The organism is Mycobacterium sp. PSTR-4-N (assembly GCF_022348085.1).
Classification (GTDB): domain Bacteria; phylum Actinomycetota; class Actinomycetes; order Mycobacteriales; family Mycobacteriaceae; genus Mycobacterium.
The window spans coordinates 95,974-118,234 of record NZ_JAKRFN010000019.1 but is presented as its reverse complement, the minus strand read 5'-3'; the positions used below and the strand labels follow the sequence as shown (position 1 = coordinate 118,234).

General features: G+C 68.6%; 21 protein-coding genes. 9 read left to right on the top strand and 12 right to left on the bottom strand.

Features of this window, described 5'->3' with window-relative positions:
- Positions 1-99 precede the first annotated feature (99 nt).
- Positions 100-1,953 (top strand): CheR family methyltransferase, encoded by a 1,854-nt coding sequence (locus MHN84_RS22290; protein ID WP_241206693.1) that lies wholly within the window; start codon positions 100-102, stop codon positions 1,951-1,953.
- Between the two features lie 24 nt (positions 1,954-1,977).
- On the opposite strand, the gene MHN84_RS22285 is transcribed toward MHN84_RS22290, so the two are convergent.
- Both MHN84_RS22285 and MHN84_RS22280 read right to left on the bottom strand, forming a co-directional pair.
- Entirely contained in the window at positions 1,978-3,087 is a 1,110-nt protein-coding gene (locus tag MHN84_RS22285; RefSeq protein ID WP_241206692.1) for a hypothetical protein, read from the bottom strand.
- Positions 3,088-3,123: 36 nt separating this feature from the next.
- Entirely contained in the window at positions 3,124-3,771 is a 648-nt protein-coding gene (locus tag MHN84_RS22280; RefSeq protein WP_241206691.1) for a UdgX family uracil-DNA binding protein, read from the bottom strand.
- A 242-nt stretch (positions 3,772-4,013) separates the two neighbouring features.
- On the opposite strand from MHN84_RS22280, the gene MHN84_RS22275 reads away from it, so the two are divergent.
- A complete protein-coding gene (locus MHN84_RS22275) occupies positions 4,014-4,799 on the top strand; it encodes a SigB/SigF/SigG family RNA polymerase sigma factor (RefSeq protein ID WP_241206690.1) in 786 nt (261 codons plus the stop codon).
- Between the two features lie 65 nt (positions 4,800-4,864).
- Complete coding sequence (locus tag MHN84_RS22270) at positions 4,865-7,213, top strand: Tex family protein (RefSeq protein ID WP_241206689.1); 2,349 nt, start codon at positions 4,865-4,867, stop codon at positions 7,211-7,213.
- A gap of 13 nt (positions 7,214-7,226) precedes the next feature.
- Here MHN84_RS22270 and MHN84_RS22265 read toward each other — a convergent pair whose 3' ends face one another.
- Positions 7,227-7,892, bottom strand: coding sequence for a hypothetical protein (locus tag MHN84_RS22265; RefSeq protein WP_241206688.1), 666 nt, complete (start codon positions 7,890-7,892; stop codon positions 7,227-7,229).
- 241 nt (positions 7,893-8,133) lie between these two features.
- Between MHN84_RS22265 and MHN84_RS22260 the strand changes: the two genes are divergently transcribed.
- From MHN84_RS22260 to MHN84_RS22250, 3 genes are all read left to right on the top strand, one after another.
- Complete coding sequence (locus MHN84_RS22260; RefSeq protein ID WP_241206687.1) at positions 8,134-9,186, top strand: hypothetical protein; 1,053 nt, start codon at positions 8,134-8,136, stop codon at positions 9,184-9,186.
- 36 nt (positions 9,187-9,222) lie between these two features.
- Positions 9,223-10,392 (top strand): acyl-CoA dehydrogenase family protein, encoded by a 1,170-nt coding sequence (locus tag MHN84_RS22255; protein WP_255730795.1) that lies wholly within the window; start codon positions 9,223-9,225, stop codon positions 10,390-10,392.
- Positions 10,393-10,597: 205 nt separating this feature from the next.
- Positions 10,598-11,665, top strand: a complete 1,068-nt coding sequence (locus tag MHN84_RS22250) for a Fic family protein (protein ID WP_241206685.1) — start codon at positions 10,598-10,600, stop codon at positions 11,663-11,665.
- A 19-nt stretch (positions 11,666-11,684) separates the two neighbouring features.
- Here the strand turns inward: MHN84_RS22250 and MHN84_RS22245 are convergent, their stop codons facing one another.
- From MHN84_RS22245 to MHN84_RS22225, 5 genes are all read right to left on the bottom strand, one after another.
- Positions 11,685-12,335, bottom strand: a complete 651-nt coding sequence (locus MHN84_RS22245) for a class I SAM-dependent methyltransferase (RefSeq protein WP_241206684.1) — start codon at positions 12,333-12,335, stop codon at positions 11,685-11,687.
- The gene (locus MHN84_RS22240; protein WP_241206683.1) at positions 12,332-12,670 is read right to left on the bottom strand and encodes a DUF732 domain-containing protein; all 339 of its coding nucleotides are present in this window, start codon (positions 12,668-12,670) and stop codon (positions 12,332-12,334) included. The genes MHN84_RS22245 and MHN84_RS22240 overlap by 4 nt, the downstream gene beginning before the upstream one ends.
- Positions 12,667-15,567 carry an RND family transporter gene (locus MHN84_RS22235; protein WP_241206682.1) on the bottom strand — a complete coding sequence of 967 codons (2,901 nt, stop codon included), beginning with the start codon at positions 15,565-15,567 and terminating at the stop codon, positions 12,667-12,669. The genes MHN84_RS22240 and MHN84_RS22235 overlap by 4 nt, the downstream gene beginning before the upstream one ends.
- Positions 15,564-15,989 (bottom strand): MmpS family protein, encoded by a 426-nt coding sequence (locus MHN84_RS22230; protein WP_255730777.1) that lies wholly within the window; start codon positions 15,987-15,989, stop codon positions 15,564-15,566. The genes MHN84_RS22235 and MHN84_RS22230 overlap by 4 nt, the downstream gene beginning before the upstream one ends.
- A 191-nt stretch (positions 15,990-16,180) precedes the next feature.
- A complete protein-coding gene (locus tag MHN84_RS22225; RefSeq protein WP_241206680.1) occupies positions 16,181-16,600 on the bottom strand; it encodes a hypothetical protein in 420 nt (139 codons plus the stop codon).
- 103 nt (positions 16,601-16,703) lie between these two features.
- Between MHN84_RS22225 and MHN84_RS22220 the strand changes: the two genes are divergently transcribed.
- Positions 16,704-17,510, top strand: coding sequence for a nuclear transport factor 2 family protein (locus MHN84_RS22220; protein ID WP_241206679.1), 807 nt, complete (start codon positions 16,704-16,706; stop codon positions 17,508-17,510).
- 59 nt (positions 17,511-17,569) lie between these two features.
- Positions 17,570-18,148 (top strand): hypothetical protein, encoded by a 579-nt coding sequence (locus MHN84_RS22215; protein ID WP_241206678.1) that lies wholly within the window; start codon positions 17,570-17,572, stop codon positions 18,146-18,148.
- Positions 18,149-18,155: 7 nt separating this feature from the next.
- Here the strand turns inward: MHN84_RS22215 and MHN84_RS22210 are convergent, their stop codons facing one another.
- Together MHN84_RS22210 and MHN84_RS22205 are read right to left on the bottom strand one after the other, a co-directional pair.
- Positions 18,156-18,935: an SGNH/GDSL hydrolase family protein gene (locus MHN84_RS22210; RefSeq protein WP_241206677.1), complete on the bottom strand. Its 780-nt coding sequence runs from the start codon at positions 18,933-18,935 to the stop codon at positions 18,156-18,158.
- A gap of 11 nt (positions 18,936-18,946) precedes the next feature.
- Positions 18,947-19,726 carry a hypothetical protein gene (locus MHN84_RS22205; protein WP_241206676.1) on the bottom strand — a complete coding sequence of 260 codons (780 nt, stop codon included), beginning with the start codon at positions 19,724-19,726 and terminating at the stop codon, positions 18,947-18,949.
- A 32-nt stretch (positions 19,727-19,758) separates the two neighbouring features.
- Here MHN84_RS22205 and MHN84_RS22200 point away from each other — a divergent pair, with 32 nt between their 5' ends.
- On the top strand, positions 19,759-20,244 hold the full coding sequence (locus MHN84_RS22200; protein WP_241206675.1) for an NUDIX domain-containing protein: 486 nt from the start codon (positions 19,759-19,761) through the stop codon (positions 20,242-20,244).
- Here the strand turns inward: MHN84_RS22200 and MHN84_RS22195 are convergent.
- Positions 20,241-21,341, bottom strand: coding sequence for a PDR/VanB family oxidoreductase (locus MHN84_RS22195; protein ID WP_241206674.1), 1,101 nt, complete (start codon positions 21,339-21,341; stop codon positions 20,241-20,243). The two genes, MHN84_RS22200 and MHN84_RS22195, sit on opposite strands and share 4 nt — an antisense overlap.
- The gene (locus MHN84_RS22190; RefSeq protein WP_241206673.1) at positions 21,338-22,246 is read right to left on the bottom strand and encodes a metal-dependent hydrolase; all 909 of its coding nucleotides are present in this window, start codon (positions 22,244-22,246) and stop codon (positions 21,338-21,340) included. The genes MHN84_RS22195 and MHN84_RS22190 overlap by 4 nt, the downstream gene beginning before the upstream one ends.
- Positions 22,247-22,261: the final 15 nt, after the last annotated feature.

The following is a 22,261-nucleotide window of genomic DNA, read 5'->3' as shown; positions in this document are numbered from 1 at the left end:
CAAACCACGTCTCGAGGCGGGTAAATTCACCCCGTGGCGGTGGCCCGCGACGATCAACGAGCCACGACGATGTTCCAGCTAGGTGCAGCAAGGTGATGTGTGAGCGAACCCGACAACGAGGCCGAGACCTTCGAAGATCTGCTCCGCTTCCTGCGTGACGCGCGCGGATTCGACTTCACCGGCTACAAGCGGACCTCGCTGATGCGCCGCGTGCGCCACCGCATGGAGCAGGCCGGCTTCAGCACCTTCGAGGAGTACCTCGACGCTCTTCAGGCCAGCGCAGACGAGTTCGCCGCCCTGTTCAACACGATCCTGATCAACGTGACGAGCTTCTTTCGGGACGCGCAGGCGTGGGATTACGTCCGTGACGAGGTCATCCCGACCATGCTGGCGCAGCGCGGCCCCGGCGACCCGATCCGGATCTGGAGCGCCGGGTGCGCGTCCGGGCAGGAGGCCTACACGCTGGCGATGCTGCTGGCCGAGGCGATGGGGGTCGACGACTTCCGGCAGCGCGTCAAGATCTACGCCACCGACGTCGACGAAGAGGCGCTCGCGGAGGCCCGCATGGCCTCCTACGACGCGCGGGCTGTCGAATCGGTGCCGCCGCGGCTCCTCGAACGGTACTTCGATCCGGTCAACGGCCGGCACGTCCTGAGCAAGGATCTGCGCCGGTCGGTGATCTTCGGCCGCAACGATCTGGTCCACGACGCCCCGATCTCCCGGGTGGACCTGCTGGTGTGCCGCAACACCCTGATGTACTTCAACGCAGACACCCAGGCCAACGTGCTCAGCCGGTTGCACTTCTCGCTCGCCCCGCGCGGGGTGCTGTTCCTGGGTCACGCCGAGATGCTGCTCAGCCACACCGATCGCTTCACCCCGATCAACCTCAAACACCGCTTCTTCCAGAAGTTGCCCTCGTCGGTCGACGCGGTCGCCTCCTACCGGTCGCCTGCCTTCGGGGATCGCCGCCACGAGGTGTCGGCCCTGGAATCGATCCGTGACCTGGCGTTCCACGCCAGTCCGGTCGCGCAGATCGTCGTCACCGGCGACGACACGGTGGCGATGATCAACCAGCAGGCCGAGGCCACGTTCGGATTGTCCGGGCGCGACATCGGCCGGCTGCTGCGCGACCTCGAGGTGTCCTACCGCCCGGTCGAGCTGCGCGGCTACGTCGAGCAGGCGAAGGTGGAACGCCGGTCCGCGCGCATCCCCGACGTCTCCTGGCAGCGTCCCGGCAGCGACGACGTCTGGTTCGAGATCCACGTGAACCCGCTGGTCGACGGCCAGAACGGACTGGTCGGCATCTCGATCGTGTTCTTCGACGTGACCGCCACGCGCGCGCTGCTGGACAAGGTGGTGCTCACCAACAGCCGGCTGGAAACCGCCTACGAGGAACTGCAGTCCACGAACGAGGAACTCGAGACGACCAACGAGGAGTTGCAGTCCACGGTCGAGGAACTCGAGACCACCAACGAGGAGCTGCAGTCCACCAACGAAGAGCTCGAGACGATGAACGAGGAGCTGCAGTCCACCAACGACGAATTGCACACCATCAACGACGCACTGCGCGAGAGCAGCCTCGAACTCGACGAGACCACGGCGTTCCTCGACTCGATGATCACGTCGGTCCGCTTCGGGTTGAGCGTGGTCGACCGGCAGACCCAGGTGCTGGTGTGGAACCGCAGCTGTGAGGAGCTGTGGGGCCTGCGGGCCGACGAGGCGATCGGCCGCCCACTGGCCGACCTCGACGTCGGCCTGCCCATCGGCGAGGTGAAGCCACTGATCGGCCAGGTGTTCGTCGACCCCGACGCGGTCGAGGAGACGACCGTCGACGCGGTCACCCGGCGCGGACGCGACGCGCGGGTCCGCGTGTACTGCTCGGCGTTTCGCGCCGCCGACGGTGCGGTCAACGGGGCGCTGCTGCTGATGCAGGTGATCGAGCAGGCCGACTAGACCGACCGACCCACGCCGGAACGGCTACGAGGCGGGCGTGCGCGGGGCGTAGCGCAGGATCGCGGCGATGCCGTCGCGCGGGGTCAGCCGTTCGTCCATGCCGAGGAGATCGGCGTCGATGGCGACCGCGGCGAACGGGAGCGCCTCATCGGCACGCACCGTCACCGTGACCGGCAATCCCAGTTCCGAGAGCACCTCGGCGGTGGGGGCCACCGTCGTCGCGGAATCACCCATGACCACGGTGGCCTCGGCGAGATTCCCGATGATCAGCGTCTCCACCGCACCCTCACGCAGCGCCGCGCACACCCCGTCCAGGCCCTCGGTCGCCAGCCCCGAGCGACGGTTGATCTCGGCTGACACCCGCTGTGCCGCATCATCGATGACGTCGACCCGGCGAAGGCGCAGATGGGTGTCGATGTCGTGGGCCAGCGCGTCGGCACCGACGCTGCCCCGAGCCCCCGCATTCACCTCGACGACCCTCTCGGCCACCCGCTGCGGCAGCGTGCCCACCAGATCCGCCCGCGAGCGGACCTCGCCGACGACGAACACCACATCGGGATCGGCGTCCTCGAATGTCGCGGTGACGTCCTCGGCGACCTCCTGCACGTTCTTGCGCCGCGCTTCGTCGGCGGTGCGCTGCGGGTCTCCGTAGCCGGCGTTCTCGGCGCCGGAGGCCTTGTGTACCGGGTAGCCGTCACCCTCGACGCTGATGGCCTGCGTACGCCCACCGTGGTGCACGCTGATGTCGGCCCCGGCGTGGTCGACGGCCACCGTCAGATACGGCGGGTCGTCGACGCCGTGCACGACGGCCGGCACCAGATACGGCAGGGACGACAGGCGCACGAGTGTGGTGTCCGGCGGCCGGATCAGTCGCTGATCGAGATGCACCCTGCCCTGCGAGGCGATCACCGCGCGGCCACCGCGGCCCACCGCCGCGGGGGCCCCGGTGAGCGCTTCTCGCACGGTGCCGACGAGCTCGTCGGCGGCACCTTGGCCGGCGAGGTCCTCTTCGACGGCCCGCCAGCGCAATTCGGCCTGCTTGACCGCATCGGCGGTGTCGTGACTGTCATCGACGTAGACGGAGGCGAACGGCCCCGGTGCGTCGATCAGAGAGCGGAATCTGTTGGGCTGCATACGGGCAGGGTGCCCACCGCGGGCCGCGACAAACGATCACCTACGCATCACACCCGCTGCCAACCGCAGGTCGGAAACCAGTGACGCCAACGATTGCTCCCGCGCCTCCGCGGGACCGCGTAGCACCGCCGACGGGTGCAGGGTCGCGATGACCGCGGGGTCGGCCTTCTCCGGGAGACGCAACACCTCACCGCGGTGGGCTGTCAGCCGAAAGTCGTTTCCCAGCAGCGACTTCGCAGCGGTGGCGCCGAGGCAGACCACGACCTCCGGGGCGATCGCCTGCAGTTCGGCGAGCAGCCAGGGCCGGCACGAGACCACCTCGGTGCGACTCGGAGTCTTGTGGATGCGGCGGGTACCGCGCTCGGCGGGCACGAATTTAAAGTGTTTGACGGCGTTGGTCACATAGACCGATCCGCGGTCGATTCCCGCCTCCTCCAGCGCCGTGTCGAGCAACCGTCCGGCGGGACCGACGAACGGTTCACCGCGACGGTCTTCCTGATCGCCGGGCTGTTCGCCGACCAGCATCATGTGCGCCCCGGCCGGTCCGTCGCCGAAGACGGTTTGCGTGGCGTGCGAGAACAGATCGCAGCCCCGGCAGGCGCGGGCGGCGGCGGCGAGATCACCGAGCTCGGCATTCGGCGGCAGGAAGTCCGCGGCGGTGACTGAGGGCTTGACGGAGGGCATGCAGGCCGGGTACCCACGGCGCCGGGAGCATCACGAAAAGTCCGTCCTACGAAGTGTTCCGCCTCGCTTCCGGAATCCGTGGACGTCGCCTGGGCCGCAATGCGAAGTCGTTGCCGACACCCGAGCAGACCCGCGTTTTCGGGACATACTGGTTCGCGGGGGTCCTCGATCCCCAGTGCGGATGGTTCAACATCGAAGCTGTTCGCCTCTTCGAATCAGTACTGCACAGGAGGCGCCACACGATGACACATGACCCCGACAACGCAACGCTGCACGACGCGTTCGTCGCCCTGCATCGGCTGCCCGACGATTCGCCCGCGCGCGAGCGGTTGCGCACCCGCATCATCGAGCAGTGCCTGCCGATCGCGGAACGCATCGCCCGACGCTATGACCGGCGCGGTGAGACGCACGACGACCTCGTCCAGGTGGCGCGCGTCGGATTGATGAACGCGGTGAACCGCTTCGATCCGACGGCCGGTCCTGAGTTTCTCTCCTACGCCATTCCCACCATGATGGGCGAGGTCAAACGGTACTTCCGCGACTGCAGCTGGTCGGTGAACGTACCGCGCCGCCTCAAGGATCTCTATCCCGCCCTCGGCCCACTGACCGCGGAGTTGACCCAGCGGCTGGGACGGGCGCCGACGGCGGGCGAACTCGCCGACGCGCTGGGCGTGGACCACGGGGAGGTGGTCGAAGCGCTTACCGCCGCAGCAGGTTTCAAGCCCCGATCGTTGGACTACACCTCTCGCAACGAAGACGACGGACCGACGTTGGTCGATCGGCTCGGGCAGCCCGACCCCGGAATCGACTTCATCGAAGACCGCGATGCGCTGCGCGCTCAACTCGAGACGCTGCCCGCCCGGGAGAAACGGATCATCGTGCTGCGCTTCTTCGAGTCTCTGACGCAGAGCGAGATCGCTGCCCAGCTGGGTATCTCGCAGATGCACGTGTCCCGGCTGCTCACCCAGTCGCTGTGCCGGCTCCGCGACGGCATGCTGGACGACCGGCCGCACGCGAAGGCGGCCTGACTCTTCCCGAAACACCGTCGGTGCGCGACGCGGTGGTGTCGGTCGGGTTCGGTAGGGTCTGCGCCGTGACAACGAGCTCCGCGCCGACCCGCCGCCCGACCGTAACCGCCCGTCTCGCTGCGGAACTGGCGGTCGGAGAAGATCAGGTCAGCGCCGCGGTCCGGTTGCTAGACGAAGGCGCGACCGTGCCGTTCATCGCCCGCTACCGCAAGGAGGTGACCGGCAGCCTGGACGACGGTCAGCTGCGTACGCTCGCAGACCGGCTGACCTACCTGCGCGAACTCGACGAGCGCCGCGAGGCCGTGCTCGCCTCGATCCGCGAGCAGGGCAAACTCACCGACGCCCTCGTCGAGGCGCTGCTGACCGCCGAGACCAAGGCGCGGGTCGAGGACATCTACCTTCCGTACAAGCCCAAGCGCCGGACCAAGGCCCAGATCGCACGGGAAGCCGGGCTTGAGCCGCTGGCCGAGCGATTGCTCGCCGATCCCACGCTGACCCCGGAGAAGGCCGCCGCGGAATTCGTCGGGCCCGAGGTCGTCGACGCCGCCGCGGCACTCGACGGCGCCCGGCACATCCTCGTCGAGCGGGCCGCCGAGAACGCCGAACTGGTCGGCCAGGTGCGCGAACACTTCTGGCAGCACGGCACGGTGCGCTCCCGCGCCGCCTCCGACGCCGTCGCCGCGACACCTAAGGCGCAGAAGTTCTCGGACTACTTCGACTTCGCCGAGCCGTTGACCGCGATGCCGTCGCACCGGGTGCTCGCGGTGCTGCGCGGCGAGAAGGAAGAAGTGCTCGCGCTGACCGTCGACGGCGGCGACGAGGCCGAGTACCAGGCGATGATCGCCCGGGCGCTCGATGTGGACCTGACCGCAGGCGCCGCCGCCACCCCGTGGCTGGACGGCGTCGTCGGGTTCGCCTGGCGCACCCGGCTCTCGGTCTCGGCGTCGGTGGACGCGCGGGTCCGGCTGCGGCTGCGTGCCGAGTCCGACGCGGTCACCGTGTTCGCCCGCAACTTGAAGGATCTGCTGCTCGCAGCCCCGGCCGGCAACCGCACCACGCTCGGACTGGACCCCGGTTTCCGCACCGGGGTCAAGGTGGCCGTCGTCGACGGCACCGGCAAAGTGCTCGACACCTGTGCCGTCTATCCGCATCAGCCGCAGAAGCAGTGGGACGCCGCCAAAGCCACGCTGGCCGCGTTGGTCGCGCGGCACGGCGTCGAGCTGATCGCGATCGGCAACGGCACCGCCTCACGCGAGACCGACGCGCTGGCCACCGAGGTGATCGCCGAGATCCGGGCTGCCGACGCCGCAGCACCCACCAAAGCCGTCGTCAGCGAAGCAGGCGCCTCGGTCTACTCTGCGTCGGCGTACGCCGCACACGAGTTGCCCGACCTCGACGTCACGCTGCGCGGAGCGGTCTCCATCGCGCGCCGCCTGCAGGATCCGCTGGCCGAGCTGGTCAAGATCGAACCGAAATCCATCGGCGTCGGCCAGTACCAGCACGACGTGACGCCCGGCATCCTGGCCCGTAGTCTCGGCGCGGTCGTCGAGGACGCCGTGAACGCGGTCGGGGTCGACGTGAACACCGCCTCGGTGCCGCTGCTGGCCCGGGTGTCCGGTATCACCGAGACACTCGCCGAGTCGATCGTCGCGCATCGCGACCGCACCGGTCCGTTCCGCAATCGGAGTGCATTGCTGGAGGTGCCGCGGCTCGGGCCCAAGGCGTTCGAACAGTGCGCCGGCTTCCTCCGCATCCGCGACGGCGAGGATCCCCTCGACAGCTCCGGGGTGCATCCGGAGTCCTACCCGGTGGTGCACCGCATCCTCGATCGGGCCGGGGTGACGCTGGCCGAGATCATCGGCAATCAGCGTGCGCTGCGGTCCGTGCGGCCCTCCGAGATCGCCGACGACCGGTTCGGCGTGCCCACCGTGACCGACATCCTGGCCGAACTCGAGAAGCCCGGCCGTGATCCGCGGCCGGAATTCACCACGGCCAGCTTCGCGGCCGGCGTGGAGAAGGTGGCCGACCTGAAAGAGGGGATGATCCTCGAGGGCGTGGTGACCAACGTCGCCGCGTTCGGCGCCTTCGTCGACGTCGGCGTGCACCAGGACGGTCTGGTCCACGTGTCCGCCATGTCCGACCGCTACGTGTCCGATCCGCACGAGGTGGTGCGCTCGGGCGAGGTCGTGCGAGTGAAGGTGGTGTCCGTCGACGTCGAGCGGCAGCGGATCGGGCTGAGTCTGCGGCTCGACGAGAAAACCCGCGCCCCGCGCAAGGAGTCGACACCGCGGCAGGGGCCGCGACGAGGCTCCGACCAGCGGCCGCGCCGCGAGGGCGGCAACGATCGGCGGGGGAGCGGCAGCACGGGAGGGTCGATGGCGGACGCGCTGCGCGCCGCGGGTTTCGGGCGGTGAGCCGGGCGCTCGATCAACCCAGGTAGACGGGACCTGCGGGATAACCGCCGCCGACTGTCGCGATGTGCACGTGGTTGTAGTGGTTGGCGTTGTCAGAACCGAGATCGGTCATGCCGTGCGGGGCGCCGTGGGTCGGGTACATGGTCTGCCGCCAGATGACGTGCGCGACGCCGAGGCGGTCGGCGTTGCTCAGCGCGAACGCCACGATCGCGTTTCCGAGTGCAATGCCTTCGGCGGAGCTGTAGTCGGGGATCATCACGTCGACGGCGAGACCGTCGGGGTGCCACCGCAACGCATCCGGGCGCACCCCACCGATGCGCTGGATCTCCGGGAAGATCGCGCTGACCGCGCGGGCCACCAGGATGGTCTTGACCTGCATTCCGGTCTCGGAGCCGACGGTGCTGGGCAGAGCGGCGTCGAGGGTGCGGTGCATCGACCGCGAGGCGGCGAGCCGCAGGCCGTCGTCGGCGGGTGTGCTGCGGTACTCGGGGATCGGTGACGGAAGGGCAACCAGCGACGTGCAGCACGGTGCCATCGATGGAGACCCAGCCGGGGCCGGATCCGGTGTGTGAATCGAGTCGGCTCCAGAACACAGCAGCGCCAGCGCGGGGAGCGCGACAGCGGCGGCAGGCGCCGCCCACCGAGGACGGCGCCTGGTGGCTAAGCGGTGTCTGCCCACGGGCCTGCACCTTACCGCGCCGTCAGGGGTGTCCAGCAATTCGGTCGTGATGCCGATAGGTCTGCCGTTGCCCTGCTGTGCGCAGCCGGAGGTTCGAAACCGCTGCTCACGCAGTTGGCGCGCGGGATCTCGCGGGTGGCGTTAGGCTCGCCGTCGGCGGCCTCCGTGTGGCCGGTGTAACACCGGATCCAGGTCGCCCGATGAACCACAGACACCGGCTTCGACACCCGAAGGAGATGCCGTGGGCGCAGTTCTGGGGTTGTCGTTGACCAGCACCGAGGTCACCTGGGCGCTGGTGGACGAAGCCGAGCGGACCGTCATCGACCACGACTCGCTGGAACTCGACGGCGGTTCGGAGACCGGCACCGACATCGACACCGACATCGCTCGTCTCGCCGCTCGCGGCGGCCACGGCCTGGCCCGCGCCTGCGGGCTCGACGTCGATCGGTTGCGGCTGGTGTGGACGCCCGATGCCGAGACGCGGGGACGGCGACTGCGCACCGATCTGCGCTCGTTGGGCGTGACCGTCGACGCCGTGCCGCTGGTCTGTGCGACCCGGGTGCTGATCGACCCGCAAGACTGCGACATCCCGCCCTTGGTGGCGCTCGCCTACGGTGCCGCGTTGGCCGAGGTGGACCCCGCCGAGGCGATCACCGTGGCACTGCCTCGTGTCGCCACGCGCCGGAAGAGGCCCGTGCGGGTGCTCGCCGCCGCGATCGGGGTGGCCGCTGCCGCTGCCGTCGGCGCAGTCTTCCTGACCGCGGGATCGGTGCCGGAGGTCGAACCGGCGGCGAGCGCGGCGGCCGCACCCGCCGCCGCTGAACCTGGATGGGTCAGCGTCACGGCACCGGTGGACGCTGCCGCAGAACCTGCACTCAAGTTCGTCACCGCTCCGTCGCCGACCTACGCCGCGGCTCCGGTGCGCGTCGCCGCACCTGCGGCTCCGGCCGCACCCAGGGCTCTTGCCGCACCGGCGCCCGCGGTCGTGGCTGCACCCGAGGCGCTTCCCGGCCCAGGTGCTCTTCCTGGCCCCGATGCTCTTCCTGCCCCGAACGCGCTTCCCGGCCCCGCACCGGTTGCATCCCCCGAGGGACCCGAGGCGCCTGAGGCGATTGCGACGAGCGGCACGCCGACGGCGCCCTCGTCCGCACCGCACCTGCCGGTCGACGATCAGCAGCACCTGCCCGGCGCGGAGCCGCTCGTCGCACCGCTGCCTGGCCCCGACACCGAGGCACCGGCGCTGCCGGACACGGAGATGACAGTTCCGGTGAATGTGTTCACTGCGTTGCCCTGACGCGTTACCGTCGAGGCCGTGACAACGGTCCCTCAGATGACGCGTGACGATGTGGTCGGCGTGGCTCGTGGCATGAGAGAGCTGGTGCGTGAGGAGGCTGCCGAGTCGGAGCGCCGGCGCACCCTGAGCAGCAGCGTCGTCGAGGCGATGTGGTCGACAGGTTTGATGTCGGCGTTCAACCCCGCGTCCGCGGGCGGAGTGGAGCCCTCGTTCGCCCAGATGATCGAGACGTGGATCGAAATGGCTTGGCAGGACGGCTCTTTCGGGTGGGTCGGGATCGCCAATCTGCCGTCGTCGTTCGCCGCGGCGACGTACCTGCCCGACGACGGATTCGCTGAGGTCTTCACCGCGCACGACAACCACGTCACGATGGGCGGGCAGTTCTTCCCCAACGGCCAAGGCGTCGCGGTCGACGGCGGCTACCGACTCACCGGCTCGTGGAGTTTCGGCTCCGGCACCGGGCACGCCGAATACGTCGCTGCCGGTTTCCTGCCGATGGTCGACGGCGAGATGCAGTGGATCAGCGAAGGCGTGCCCGACATGCGGGTGGCGATCGTGCCCCGCGCCGACGTCCAGTTCAACGACGGCTGGCATGTGCAGGGGCTCAAGGCCACCGGCTCCTACGACTACGCCATCGACGATGTGTTCGTGCCACATGGCCGCACGTTCGCGCTGTTCACCCGCGAGCCGCTGCGGGGCACCTCGCCCGCGACGCGGATGGGCATGATGCCGGTGACCGCCGCCGGGCATGCCGCCTGGGCGCTCGGGGTGGCCAAGAGCATGCTCGACGACGTCGCCGACCTCGCGGCGACCAAATTCCGGATGAGCGACATGGCAGCACTGGCGACGCGGCCGACGTTCCAAAAGGGCCTGGCCCGGCACGTCGCCGCATGGCGGGCAGCGCGGCTGCTGGTGCTCGACACGTTCGGCACGGCCGAGGCCGCCGTCGCGGCGGGCGACGACCTGACCCCGACGATGCGGGCCGATATGCGGGTGGCAGCGGTGCACGCCACCGACACCGCACGGGAATGCGCGGAGTGGGCACACCTGGCCGCCGGCACGACGGCCATCCGCGAGGGCAGCCGGCTGGAGCGCGCGTTCCGCGACATCTACACCGGCACCCAGCACGCCTTCATCAGCGAGAAAGTCGCGATCGACGCCGCCCAAGTGTGGCTGGGCATCGTCGAGGACCAGTTCGGGCTCTGACTCAGTCCGACTCAATCGTCAGTGATGTTCGCCCGCGGATCTGAGGTCAACCCGCCCGCTTAACTTCACTTGATCGTATAGCTGAAGTTAAAGTCGGAAAGTGACTTCACTTCGTCCCACGACCTACGAGGACGTCCGCTGGGAGCCGCAGGGCGGACGCCACAGGAATGGGGCGCGACCTCGATACGGGATGTATCGCCCTGCCGTGCCCGCGGCCATCGCCGACCTCACTCTGGATCTGCCGTCGCAGGTGTTGGCCGAGGCGGAATCCGCGAGCCGCGAGATAGCACGCTTCGATGCGGAGCTCGGCGGCGAGATAGCACCTTTTGCTTCTGTGTTGCTGCGGTCGGAGTCTGCGGCGAGCTCGCAGATCGAAAACCTGACCGCCACCGCGCGCGCCATCGGCGAGGCGGAGCTGCCCAACGGTAAGTCCAAGCGAAACGCTGAAATGATCGTCGCCAATGCCGCTGCGATGGGTGCAGCGCTCGCCCTCTCCGACACCGTCGATGCCGACGCCATCCGGGCGATGCACAGGGCGTTGATGGCCGACGATCCATTGCACACGCCAGGGGAATTCCGCACCGAGCCCGTGTGGATCGGAGGCGGCTCGACTCCGATCGGTGCGACGTTCGTCGGCCCGCGCCACGAGCTGATCCCCGAGGCGATAGGCGACCTCATCACTTTTGTGCACCGCGCCGACGTTTCGACGCTGCCGCAGATCGCGGTGGGCCATGCACAGTTCGAAACCATCCACCCGTTCACCGACGGAAACGGCCGCACGGGCCGCGCTCTGGTGCAAGCGCTGCTGCGCAACAAGGGCTTGACTCGCCAGGTGACCGTGCCGGTCTCAGCCGGGTTGCTGGCAGACACCGACGCGTACTTCGCCGCGTTGACCCGTTACCGCGACGGAGACGCTGCGCCGATCGTCGAATGCTTCTCCCAGGCCACCGTCCTGGCCATTGCCAACGGGCGACAACTGGTCACCGAACTCCGCGATATCCGCGACGGGTGGAACGAGGTGATCGCCGCGCGATCGGACTCCGCGGTGTGGAGGGTGGCAGACTTGCTGACCCGTCGCCCGGTCGTGAATGCCGCGCTGTTGGCGCAGGAGCTCGGCATCGAGTCCACCAACGCACACCGCTACCTCAACCCGCTCGCCGAGGCGGGGATACTCGTCGAGGCAGCCAGCGGGCCTCGTAACCGGGTATGGCGTTCGCCCGAAGTGCTTGCCGCACTTGATGCTTTCGCCGCACGCGCCGGCCGGCGACGCTGACGGGCGAAACACCTGGGGATCAATTCGGCTGTGGGGATACCTCGCCGACGGTGATCAGATCGGAGAACACCTGCGTCCACACCGGGCGGCGCACACGGTGCTGATCGGCGACGGTGAAGCCGGCGTCGGTGAACAGCCGCCGCATCGCCGCCGGGTCCGGCGCGTCGTAGGCCGGCAGGCGCACCGCGGGCAACAGATCGACCGGCACCAGCCGGCGCGGGCTCAGCGTCGCCACCGCCGCGACACCACCGGGCGCGAGCACCCGGTGGAACTCCCGCAGCGCCGCAGGCTGATTGAACCAGTGGAACGCCGACGTGCTCACCACCGCGTCGAGGCTGCCGTCGGCGAACGGCAGCTGCTCGGCGGGCGCCCGTACCCACTGCACCGCACTGGAGCGGCGGCGCGCCTCGGCCAGCATGCCGTCGGACATGTCGACCCCGGTGACGCGAGCGCCCTGGACTTCCCGGGCGATCCGGTCAGCGAGAATGCCTGTGCCGCAACCGATGTCAGCGATCAGATGAGAGCCGTGCGCCTGCAGAAGCGCGATCACCTCATCCTGGGCCGGTCGGTAGACCCACCGCTGCACCACCGCGGTGTCGTAGATCGGTGCGGCGAAACCCCAGAACCCCGTGACGGCCTCGTTGAACCGTCTGCGGGTGGTCGACGTCATGGCTGGCGGGCGGCGTCCAGAACCGACAATTTCTCCGGGCAATAGGTGCGCAGACCCGCGCCGATGAACTGGTAGGTCTGTTCGGTGGTGGTGCCCTTCTCCATGTTCATCTGGATGAAGCGCGCCGTGGCGAACACATCGGGGTCCACCCCGGTGTAGAGCCGCTTGCACATGATCTTGCCGATCCAGGCGTTGTAGTCCTTCTGCCCGTAGATCCCGTAGACGTGCAGCTCGTTGGCGAAGTCGGTGTCCGGGTCGGCCATCGCGGGTGCCGCGGCACCCATCGCCCCGACCGTCAACGCCGCCGCAGCGATCCCCATCAGAACTCGTCTCATGTCCTCACTCCTTCTGCCGGATCACTCTGCAAGCCACCGGGTCTCGGCCACGGCGCCGGAACGGGACGCCGTCGCACCCGTTGCGGCCACCAGAACCACGGGCCCATCAGCGCCGCGATCGCGGGCGTCATGAACGCTCGGATCACCAACGTGTCGAACAGCAGCCCCAGCCCGATCGTCGTACCGACCTGCCCGATGATGGTCAGCTCACTGACCGCCATCGACATCATCGTAAGCGCGAACACCAATCCCGCGGCCGTGACGACGGAACCGCTGCCGCCCATCGCGCGGATGATGCCGGTGCCGATGCCCGCGTGGATCTCCTCCTTCAACCGGGAGACCAGCAGCAGGTTGTAGTCGGCGCCGACGGCCAGGAGGATGATCACCGCCATCGCCAGCACCATCCAGTGCAGCGGCTGACCCAGGATGTGCTGCCAGAACAGCACCGACAGCCCGAACGAGGCGCCCAGCGAGATCACCACCGTGCCGACGATGACCGCCGACGCGACGATGGCGCGGGTCAGGATCAACATGATGATGAAGATCAGCCCCAGTGCGGAGATGCCTGCGATCAACAGGTCGTAGTTGTTGCCGTCCTTCATGTCCTTGAAGGTGGCCGCGGTACCACCGAGGTAGATCGTCGAGCCCTCCAGCGGGGTGCCCTTGATCGCCTCCTTCGCGGCGTTGCGGATCTTGTCGATCCGCGCGATGCCTTCGGGAGTCAGCGGGTCACCCTCGTGGGCGATGATGAACCGCACCGATTTGCCGTCGGGGGACAGGAACTGCTCCAGGCCGCGCTGGAAATCCTTGTTGTCGAAGATCTCCGGGGGCAGATAGAACGAGTCGTCGTTCATCGAGTCGTCGAACGCCTCGCCCATGGCGTCGGCATCCTCTTGTTGCGCCGCCATCTGGTCCTGCATGCCCTTTTGCGACTGATACATCGTCAGCATCATGGACTTCATGGTCTTCATCGTGGAGATCATCTCGGGCATCAACGCGACCATCTGCGGCATCAGGGTGTCCAGCCGCTCCATCTCCGGGATGATCTCCCGGAAGTCGTCGCTCATCACGTTGATGCCGTCGAGCGTGTCGAACACCGAGCGGATCGCCCAGCACACCGGGATGTTGTAGCAGTGCGGTTCCCAGTAGAAGTAGTTGCGGATCGGCCGGAAGAAGTCGTCGAAGTTCGCGATGCTGTCACGCAGCGCCTCGATGTCGACGTACATGCCCTTCATCTTGGTGACCATGGAGTGGGTGACTTCCGACATCTGCTTGGTCAGGCCGGACATCTTCTCCATCGTGGCGATGGTCTTGTCCATCTCGGCGGCCTGATCGAGCATGTCGGCCATCCGGTCCTGCATGTACTTCTGGTTCAGCCGCTGGGTGGTGCCCTGCATGCTCATCTGGAACGGGATCGACGTGTGCTTGATCGGCTTGCCGTCGGGCCGGGTGATGGCCTGCACACGGGCGATGCCCTCGACCCGGAACAGCGCCTTGGCGATCTTGTCGATGACCAGGAAGTCCGCCGAATTGCGCAGGTCGTGATCGCTTTGGATCATCAGCAGTTCCGGATTCAACCGGGCCTGCGAGAAGTGCCGGTCGGCGGCGGCGTAACCCTCGTTGGCCGGCAGATCGGCGGGCAGATAGTTCCGGTCGTTGTAGTTGGTCTGATAGCCGGGCAGCGTCAGCAAGCCCACCAGCGACAGCGCAATGGCGCCCACCAGGATCGGGCCCGGCCAGCGCACGATCGCGGCGCCGATCTTGCGCCAGCCGCGGATGCGCATGGCGCGCTTGGGTTCGAGCAGGCCGAAGCGGGTGGCCAGCGAGATGATCGCCACCATCAGCACGACGCCGGCGAGCACCACGATCACCATGCCGATGGCCAGCGGCACACCCAGGGTCTGGAAGTAGGGCAGCCGGGTGAAGCTGAGGCAGAACGTCGCACCGGCGATCGTCAGGCCCGATCCGAGCACGACGTGCGCGGTGCCGTGGAACATCGTGTAGAAGGCGGTCTCTTTGTCTTCGCCGACACTGCGCGCCTCCTGATAGCGACCTATAAGGAAGATGGCGTAATCGGTGGCCGCGGCTATCGCGAGCGTGACGAGCAGGTTCGTGGCGAACGTGGAGAGGCCGATGATCTCGTGGTAGCCGAGGAAGGCCACCAGCCCACGCGCGGTCGCCAACGCCAGCACCACCATCGCCAGGGTGATCAGCACCGTGACGATGGAGCGGTACACCAGCAGCAACATGATGATGATGACGGTGAACGTGGCCGCCTCGATCATCCTCATGCTGCGGTCACCGGCGATGTGCTGATCGGCCGCCAACGCGGCGGGCCCCGTCACGTAGGCCTTCACGCCCGGCGGCGGAGGCACGGATTCGACGATCTTCTGGACCGCCTCGACCGATTCGTTGGCCAGCGATTCGCCCTGGTTACCGGCGATCTTCACCTGGACGTAGGCGGCCTTGCCGTCATTGCTGGTCGACCCGGCCGCGGTGAGCGGATCACTCCAGAAGTCCTGCACCGACTGCACGTGCGTGGTGTCGGCCTCGAGCTTCGTGACCATCTGGTCGTACCAGGCGTGGGCCTCGTCGCCCAGCGGTTTGTCGCTCTCGAAGACGATCATCACCGAGCTGTCGGAGTCGCCCTCCTCGAACGCCTCACCGACCTTCTTCATCGAGATCAGCGACGGCGCGTCGTCGGGGCTCATCGACACCGCGCGCTGCTGTCCGACGACCTCGAGCTGCGGGACGACGGTGTTCAAGATGATGATCACCGCGACCCAGCCGAGCACGATCGGCAGCGCCAGCGTGCGGATCAGTCGCGGGATGAGCGGCCGGTGCGGACGAGAAGGCGGGTGGGCGTCGGTCGGGGCGTCGTGAACGGGTGCGCTCATGCGGACTTCACGAAGCAGAAGGTCTGAGCGTTGAGCCCGGTGGTCGTCTTCTCGTCACGCAACTCGTCGTCGACCAGGATCCGGCACGTGATCGAACTGCCGTCACCCTGAGCCACGATGTTCGGGGCCGCGGACGGCTCGGTCGTCGACAGGGTCAGCGACCACGGCAACGCCGCGTTGTCCACGCGCTGCGGCTTGGCGTCGAGATCGAGATAGTTGATGTCGGCGTAGCTGCCGGTGCCGGTGATCTCGTAGCGGACCACCTTGGGATCGAACGGCTCGGGCAGGTCGGCGAAGTTGCGCGGCGTCTCGATGATGCCCTCGGAACCGAAGAACGTCCGGATCCGGGAGACGGTCAGACCGGCGACGACCACGACGAACACGATCAGCAGCGGTAGCCACACCTTCCTGGCAACCTTCATCACGACCTGCGTCTCCCGATCTGCTCCCGGCCCGTGCCGCGCAATGTATTCCCTGGCCTCGTGCGGTATTCCGGCGATAGTAACTTAGCCGGTATAACTTCTCATCGGACACACAGTAGATCAAGTCAGTGTGGTGCCGCTAACTACATCGCCGCCGGTGCGCTACGCGTCACAGATGTGAAACGCCTGCCTCACTCCGCCGTGTCGCCGCCCGTGCCGGGCTCGACGTCGGCCGCCGCGTCCTGTCGAGAGGCGTCCAGCACGCTGACCGCGATGCCGTAGGGAAGGAAGCGGACCCGACGCGTCGGGTCGGTGTTGTCCTTGTTGGCGCGCAGAGCATCGAGTTCGGTGGGGAACACCTGCTCGATGTGTGCGCCGCCGGCCGCGTCGACGGTGAAGATCGCCCACACGCCGTCACCGGTCTCGCCGGCTGTCTCGGGCCGGCGCGGCCGCCCGCCGCGAGCGAGGTCGTCGAACAGCACCGACCAGCCGGCGCGCTCGCCCGACGTCGTCATGAACTTGCCGAGTGCATCCCGCAAACCCTCGCCGGCGTCGCGGATCACCCGGTCGAAGTCCTCCGGATCGAAGCCGAAAGGTCCGTTACCGCTCATGGTCGCCTCCTCGCAGGCTGTGACGCGCACAGCAGATGCCTCCAGTGTGCCTGTGCCGGCGGGGTCAGTCGACTGCCGGTGCCGGCGAGTGGTAGGCAACCGTATGGCCTCTTCGCGTGCCGACGTCCTGTCGGCCGCCCAGCGTTCCCTGGCCGCCGCCGGCGCGCACGACCGCTCCGGCTGGCTCGGACTGTTCGCCGCCGACGGCAGAGTCGAGGACCCCGTCGGCTCGGCGCCCCACCGCGGCCGCGCCGCGATCGGGCACTTCTACGACACGTTCATCGGCCCGCGCGAGATCACCTACGACCTCGACGCCGACCTGGTTGTCGGCACCACGGTGCTGCGCGACCTCACCCTGGCGGTGCGGATGTCGCCGACGCTGACCATGCACGTGCCCACGTACATCCGCTACGACATGGCGCACACCCCGGACGGGCTCCGGATCGCGGGACTGTCCGCCTACTGGGAACTGCCCGCGATGATCCGCCGGTTCCTGCGCGGCGGCTTCGGGGCGTTGTCCGCCGGCCTGACCTTGGGTCGCGCGATGGCCACCCACCAGGGCGTCGGCGGCAGTGTCGCCTTCCTACGCGGGTTCGAGGGCACGGGCAGCGGCGCCGGAAAAGCCTTTGCGCGGGTACTCGAGGATGCCTGCGCCGGTGACGAGGTGGGGCTGCGGCGCCGCACCGCGGGCGTGGTGATGACCGCCGGGGACGACGAACCGCGGACCGCCTCCGACCTCGCCCGGCTGCTCTCGGGTGCCCGCTGGGACAAACGAATCCGCTCCGGTCGATCCGTCGTGGCCCGGGTGCATACCGCCGACCGCCCCGCGATCCTGATCGGGGAGTACCGGGCCCGCGGAGCCTCCCGCGCACAGCTGAGCCGGCTGCGCATCTTCACCGACACCGACTGAGCCCCAGAACGGCGGTGTTGTCGCCTCCGGCGCGGCGAACGTGAGAACGTAGCAGGACCATGGACACCACCTCCCGCGCTGCCACGACGTACATGAGCTACGAAGAGTTCGGCCGTCGGTTCTTCGAGGTCGCGGTGACCGAAGAACGGGTGGGCGAGGCGATCGGGCAGATCGCCGGCGACGCCTTCGAGATGGGACCGATCGCCCAGGGGCCTGGCCGGCTGGCCAAGGTGACGGCCAAGGTGCGCATCTTGACGCCACGGGTGAACCGCCGCGTGGCCGAGGAGATCACGTTCGCGATCCGTATCCCGCTCGAGATCGACATGGTGGTCGATCTGCGCATCGACAAGCCCAGGTTCATGGTGTTCGGCGAGATCTCGCTGCGCGCTGTGGCCCGCGCCGCCGAACCGCTGCTGCTGATCATCGACGTCGAGAAGCCGCGTGCCAGCGACATCGCGATCCATGTGACATCGAAATCGCTGCGGGGCGAAGTGGTGCGCATCATCGGCGGTGTGGACGCCGAGATCAGGCGGTTCATCGCGGCGCACGTCGCGGGTGAGATCGACAGCCCGGAGTCGCAGAAGGCCAAGGTCATCGACGTCGCGCATGAACTCGACACGACGTGGACGGGAATCTGAGCCCGGGTCAGCCGACGAGCTGGGTCAGTTCGGGCCGTCGCGGACCGCGGGTATCGCTGACCGACCTGCCCCGCAGGTGGTTCCACAGCCAGGGCATCAGCATGTTCTGCGTCCACAGCGCCTGCGAGTAGGCGCGCGACCGCAGCGACGGCGGGGGGGCCGTCGGATCCGCGGTGGCCCAGGCGGGGGAGCTGCCCGGTAAGGCGAGCGCCTCAGCCGCCGCGTCGGCGAAGAGTTGGTGCCCGCGCGGGGAACCGTGCACCCGGTCCGGGCTCCACGTGTCGGGTTGGGTCATCGACGGCGCCCGGTACAGGTCGACCAGCGCGAAACCGTGCCGTGCGGCGGCCGAACGGATCACCTCGTTGATCGCGAGGACCCGGCTGCCCAGCACACGCCCGATCGGCAGGATCCGGGCGAGGTCGGGGAACGTCGTCGTGACCACCGTCGCGCCGGATGCCGCCAGCGCGCCGTGCACCTCATCGAGTTGGGCCAGCGCCCGCTCGAAACCTGTTCCGGGACGGGTCATGTCGTTCATGCCTATGCACAGGGTGATCAGGTCGGCGCCCATCGCCACCGCTGCCGGCAGTTGAACGTCCGCCACATCGCGGATCTGGTTGCCGCGCACCGCCAGGTTCGCGTACTGCAGACCAGGCCGCAGCTCATCGAGCCGCTCGGCCAGCCGGTCGGCGAACCCCCGCAGTCCCGCCGCATCGTCGCCGTCCCACAGTCCCTCGGTCTGGCTGTCGCCGAGGGCGACGTAGCGGCTGTATCCGGTGTGAGCGACCACGACAGCAGACTCTAACGCGACCGGCCCAGCCGGGTCAGGTTCAAGACCATGCCGACGCTGAGCTGAGTGATGCTGTCCTCCAGGCGTTTCCGGTCGAGCTCAGCACGCCATTGAGGCAGTGTGCCCGTCACCCGGACCACCCGGGGCGCGAACTCGACCCCGGTCAGCGTCAGGCCATGGGCCAGCTCGGGCAGCCTGACCGGGTAGGCCGGGGTGCGCGCCGGCAGCCGCCAGCGCCTGGTGCCCAGGGCCACCGTGTGGGCCTGCAGCCACAGTGTCGAACCGTCGACGCTGACATCGACCTCGACATGGCCGAACCGGGGCCTGCGGGCAAACCGGATGCGGGCCACCCCGTCCTCGTCGACCTCGCCGGTTAGCCGCGGCGCCGCCCGCCCGAACAGGTCGTCCACCATCGGTGCCGGCACCTCGAGCGTCACCTCCACCGGGGCGGCCACCAGCGTGGGCGGCGCGCCCGGCCGCACGTGAACATTGTGCAGGATCACGGTTGCGGTGTTGAGAACGCCGCCCTGCCAACGGATGTCGGAGGCGATGAGACGAACGTCCGTGAGCTGGCCGACCGCCAGGCCGTGCACGTCGAGCCGCGAATCGAACCGCGTGACGGTCAGCGCGAGATCGCCGTCGTCGAGGCGAACGGTGATCCGGCGCCCGAGAACGAGGCGGCGGACCGTCACGAACAGCGTGCGATAGGCGGCTGCGGCGCCGCTGTTGACCGGGACCATGGTGGTCGCCGACCACAGCGAGGTGAGCATACGCCGCGTGGGACGGGTCATCGCCTCCATCCTCGCACGGGCTATTGTCGGTTGTGTCTTCCCGCAAGCCCTCGCGCAGCGCCGGACTCCTGCTCTACCGAGAGGGGGAGAACGGGCTCGAGGTGCTGCTGGGCCATCCCGGCGGGCCGTTCTGGGCGCGCAAGGACGACGGCGCATGGTCGATTCCGAAAGGCGAGTACGACGAGGGCGAAGATCCCTGGGCGGCCGCGCAACGCGAGTTCGCCGAGGAGATCGGTACGCCCGCGCCGACCGGGCCGCGCCTCGAGCTGCCGCCGGTGCGTCAGTCCGGCGGCAAGGTCGTCACGGCGTTCGCGGTGCGGGGCGACCTCGACGTCAGCGCCGCCGTCAGCAACACGTTCACGATGGAATGGCCGCCGCGGTCGGGGCGGATGGCGGAGTTCCCCGAACTCGACCGGGTCGCCTGGTGGGACCTCGAGACAGCGCGCGTGAAACTGCTCAAAAGTCAACTGCCGCTGCTGGATGCGCTGATCGAGGCCGTGGTCGACGGTCGGGATTAGAGGTCCAGGGTCAACGGTCCGCTGCCGCGGGACACGCAGGTCAACATCATGCCGGCCGCCCGTTCGGGGTCGGTGAGCAGCGTGTCACGATGGTCCACCGCGCCGTCGAGGACCCGGACCCGGCAGGTGCCGCAGAATCCCTGCTGGCACGAGTAGGGTGCCGAGATCCCGGCCCGCTGCAACGCCGCCAACAGGGTCTCCTCGGCACCCACGGCGATCGTGGTACCGGTCGACGCCACGCTCGCGTCGAACGGGCTGCCGTCCTGCACCGGAGCTGCCGCGAACCGTTCGAAATGCAACTCCACGTCGGCGCGGTCCACCACCGCCGCGCGCACTGCCGTCAGCATCGGCGCCGGACCGCACGCGTACACCGCGGTGCCCGCCCGGCAATCACCGAGAAGCGTTGCCGCCGAGGGTAATCCGTTCACATCATCGGTGCGGATCGCCGCGCCGAGGGCGGCCACCTCGTCGACGAACGGCAGGCTGTCGCGGCTGCGGCCGGTGTAGATCATCGACCACTCCACGCCGAGGTGCCGCACCGCCCGCAGCATGGGCAGGATCGGGGTGATCCCGATGCCGCCGGCGATGAATCGCACACGGCGGGTGGGGGATCCGTGCCCGGGCACCGTCAGCGGAAACGCGTTGCGCGGGCCGTGGGTGTGCACCACGGCGCCGGGAGACAGGGCGTCATGGCATTCGACCGACCCTCCGCCGCCGTCAGGGATGCGGCGCACCGCGATGCGGTACTCGCCGGACTCGGCCGGGTCGCCGCACAGCGAGTACTGGCGAATTCGGCCACTCGGCAGATGCACGTCCAGATGGGCACCCGGATACCAGCGGGGGAGCGCGGCGCCGTCGGCCGCGCCGAGCGTGAACTCGACGACGTCCTGATCGTGGGCCACCACCCGCCGCCCGCGCACGGTGAGCGCCAGCGTCGCCCGCCCCTGCCTGCTCGGCGGACGGATCCGGCGCGTCGCGGTGACGGAGAACAACCGCGCGAATCCCGCGCTGGCCAGCGCCAGCACCGGGTCGTGGCGGCTGCGTCCCGATGCGCTGGGCGGCGTCTGCCGGTAATGCTTGCCGATCACGGACGTCACAGATGAGCCGCGCGCGCCGCCGGCGAGCTCGCCAGGTAGGCGACCGCTTGCGCGGTGGACCCGAACTGCTCCGGGGAATAGCCGCGCCGGAAGTAGGTCAGAGTGCTCGATCCGAACAGCGAGCGGTAGCGCGGCAGCAGGCCCAGCTTGGAGTCGCGCATCCGCATCCGGTTGAAACCCCACCACGACGCCGTCACCGCGGGGTCGGTCTTGACCAGGTACCACGCGGTGCGCTGGAAGAACACGAACAGCATGGACGCCGCGACCGTCATCGCCCGGATGCGGGACAGGTAGCTGTCGTGGAAGTACGTCGCGACGTCGTGGGCGACACTGCGGTGCTCGACCTCCTCGCTGCCGTGCCAGCGGAACAGGTCGGTCAGCGTGGGGTCGGCACCGTGGTCATCCCAGGTGCAGTTCAGCGCGAAATCGCCCATCACCGCGGTGTAGTGCTCGATCGCGGCGATGAGCCACAACCGCTCACAGAGATGGTTCAGGCGCACGCCGGGGTCGGCGGAGTCGACCGGCGCGAGCACCCGGGAGAAGACGTGCTCGACCTGCGCGAGGATCGGACCCGGGTCGACGCCGCGTTCGACCATGAACTCGTGCAGGATCGCGTTGTGCACGTCGGCGTGCGTGGCCTCCTGACCGATGAACCCGCGGATGTCGTCGGCGAGATGCGGATCGGTGACCATGGGCAGCGCCTCGTTGAACGTCTGCACGAACCAGCGCTCACCCGCGGGCAGCACCAGGTTGAGCACGCTGATCACGTGCGAGGCGGCCGGATGGCCCGGAATCCAGTGCAGCGGAACATCGCTGACGTCGAAGTCGACCTTACGGGCCTGGATCTGCACAGGCCCGGGATCGATGTCGTCGACGGTCGCGGCGTCGCGGCGGGGTCGCAGCATGTCGAGGAGTTTACG

Excerpts from the sequence above, each read along its gene's own strand:
- MHN84_RS22285 (WP_241206692.1), bottom strand. The coding sequence starts at position 3,087 with ATGCAGCCCAACAGATTCCGCTCTCTGATCGACGCACCGGGGCCGTTC.
- MHN84_RS22280 (WP_241206691.1), bottom strand. The coding sequence starts at position 3,771 with ATGCCCTCCGTCAAGCCCTCAGTCACCGCCGCGGACTTCCTGCCGCCG.
- MHN84_RS22275 (WP_241206690.1), top strand. The coding sequence starts at position 4,014 with ATGACACATGACCCCGACAACGCAACGCTGCACGACGCGTTCGTCGCC.
- MHN84_RS22255 (WP_255730795.1), top strand. The coding sequence starts at position 9,223 with ATGACGCGTGACGATGTGGTCGGCGTGGCTCGTGGCATGAGAGAGCTG.
- MHN84_RS22245 (WP_241206684.1), bottom strand. The coding sequence starts at position 12,335 with ATGACGTCGACCACCCGCAGACGGTTCAACGAGGCCGTCACGGGGTTC.
- MHN84_RS22240 (WP_241206683.1), bottom strand. The coding sequence starts at position 12,670 with ATGAGACGAGTTCTGATGGGGATCGCTGCGGCGGCGTTGACGGTCGGG.
- MHN84_RS22235 (WP_241206682.1), bottom strand. The coding sequence starts at position 15,567 with ATGAGCGCACCCGTTCACGACGCCCCGACCGACGCCCACCCGCCTTCT.
- MHN84_RS22230 (WP_255730777.1), bottom strand. The coding sequence starts at position 15,989 with ATGAAGGTTGCCAGGAAGGTGTGGCTACCGCTGCTGATCGTGTTCGTC.
- MHN84_RS22225 (WP_241206680.1), bottom strand. The coding sequence starts at position 16,600 with ATGAGCGGTAACGGACCTTTCGGCTTCGATCCGGAGGACTTCGACCGG.
- MHN84_RS22220 (WP_241206679.1), top strand. The coding sequence starts at position 16,704 with ATGGCCTCTTCGCGTGCCGACGTCCTGTCGGCCGCCCAGCGTTCCCTG.
- MHN84_RS22215 (WP_241206678.1), top strand. The coding sequence starts at position 17,570 with ATGGACACCACCTCCCGCGCTGCCACGACGTACATGAGCTACGAAGAG.
- MHN84_RS22205 (WP_241206676.1), bottom strand. The coding sequence starts at position 19,726 with ATGACCCGTCCCACGCGGCGTATGCTCACCTCGCTGTGGTCGGCGACC.
- MHN84_RS22190 (WP_241206673.1), bottom strand. The coding sequence starts at position 22,246 with ATGCTGCGACCCCGCCGCGACGCCGCGACCGTCGACGACATCGATCCC.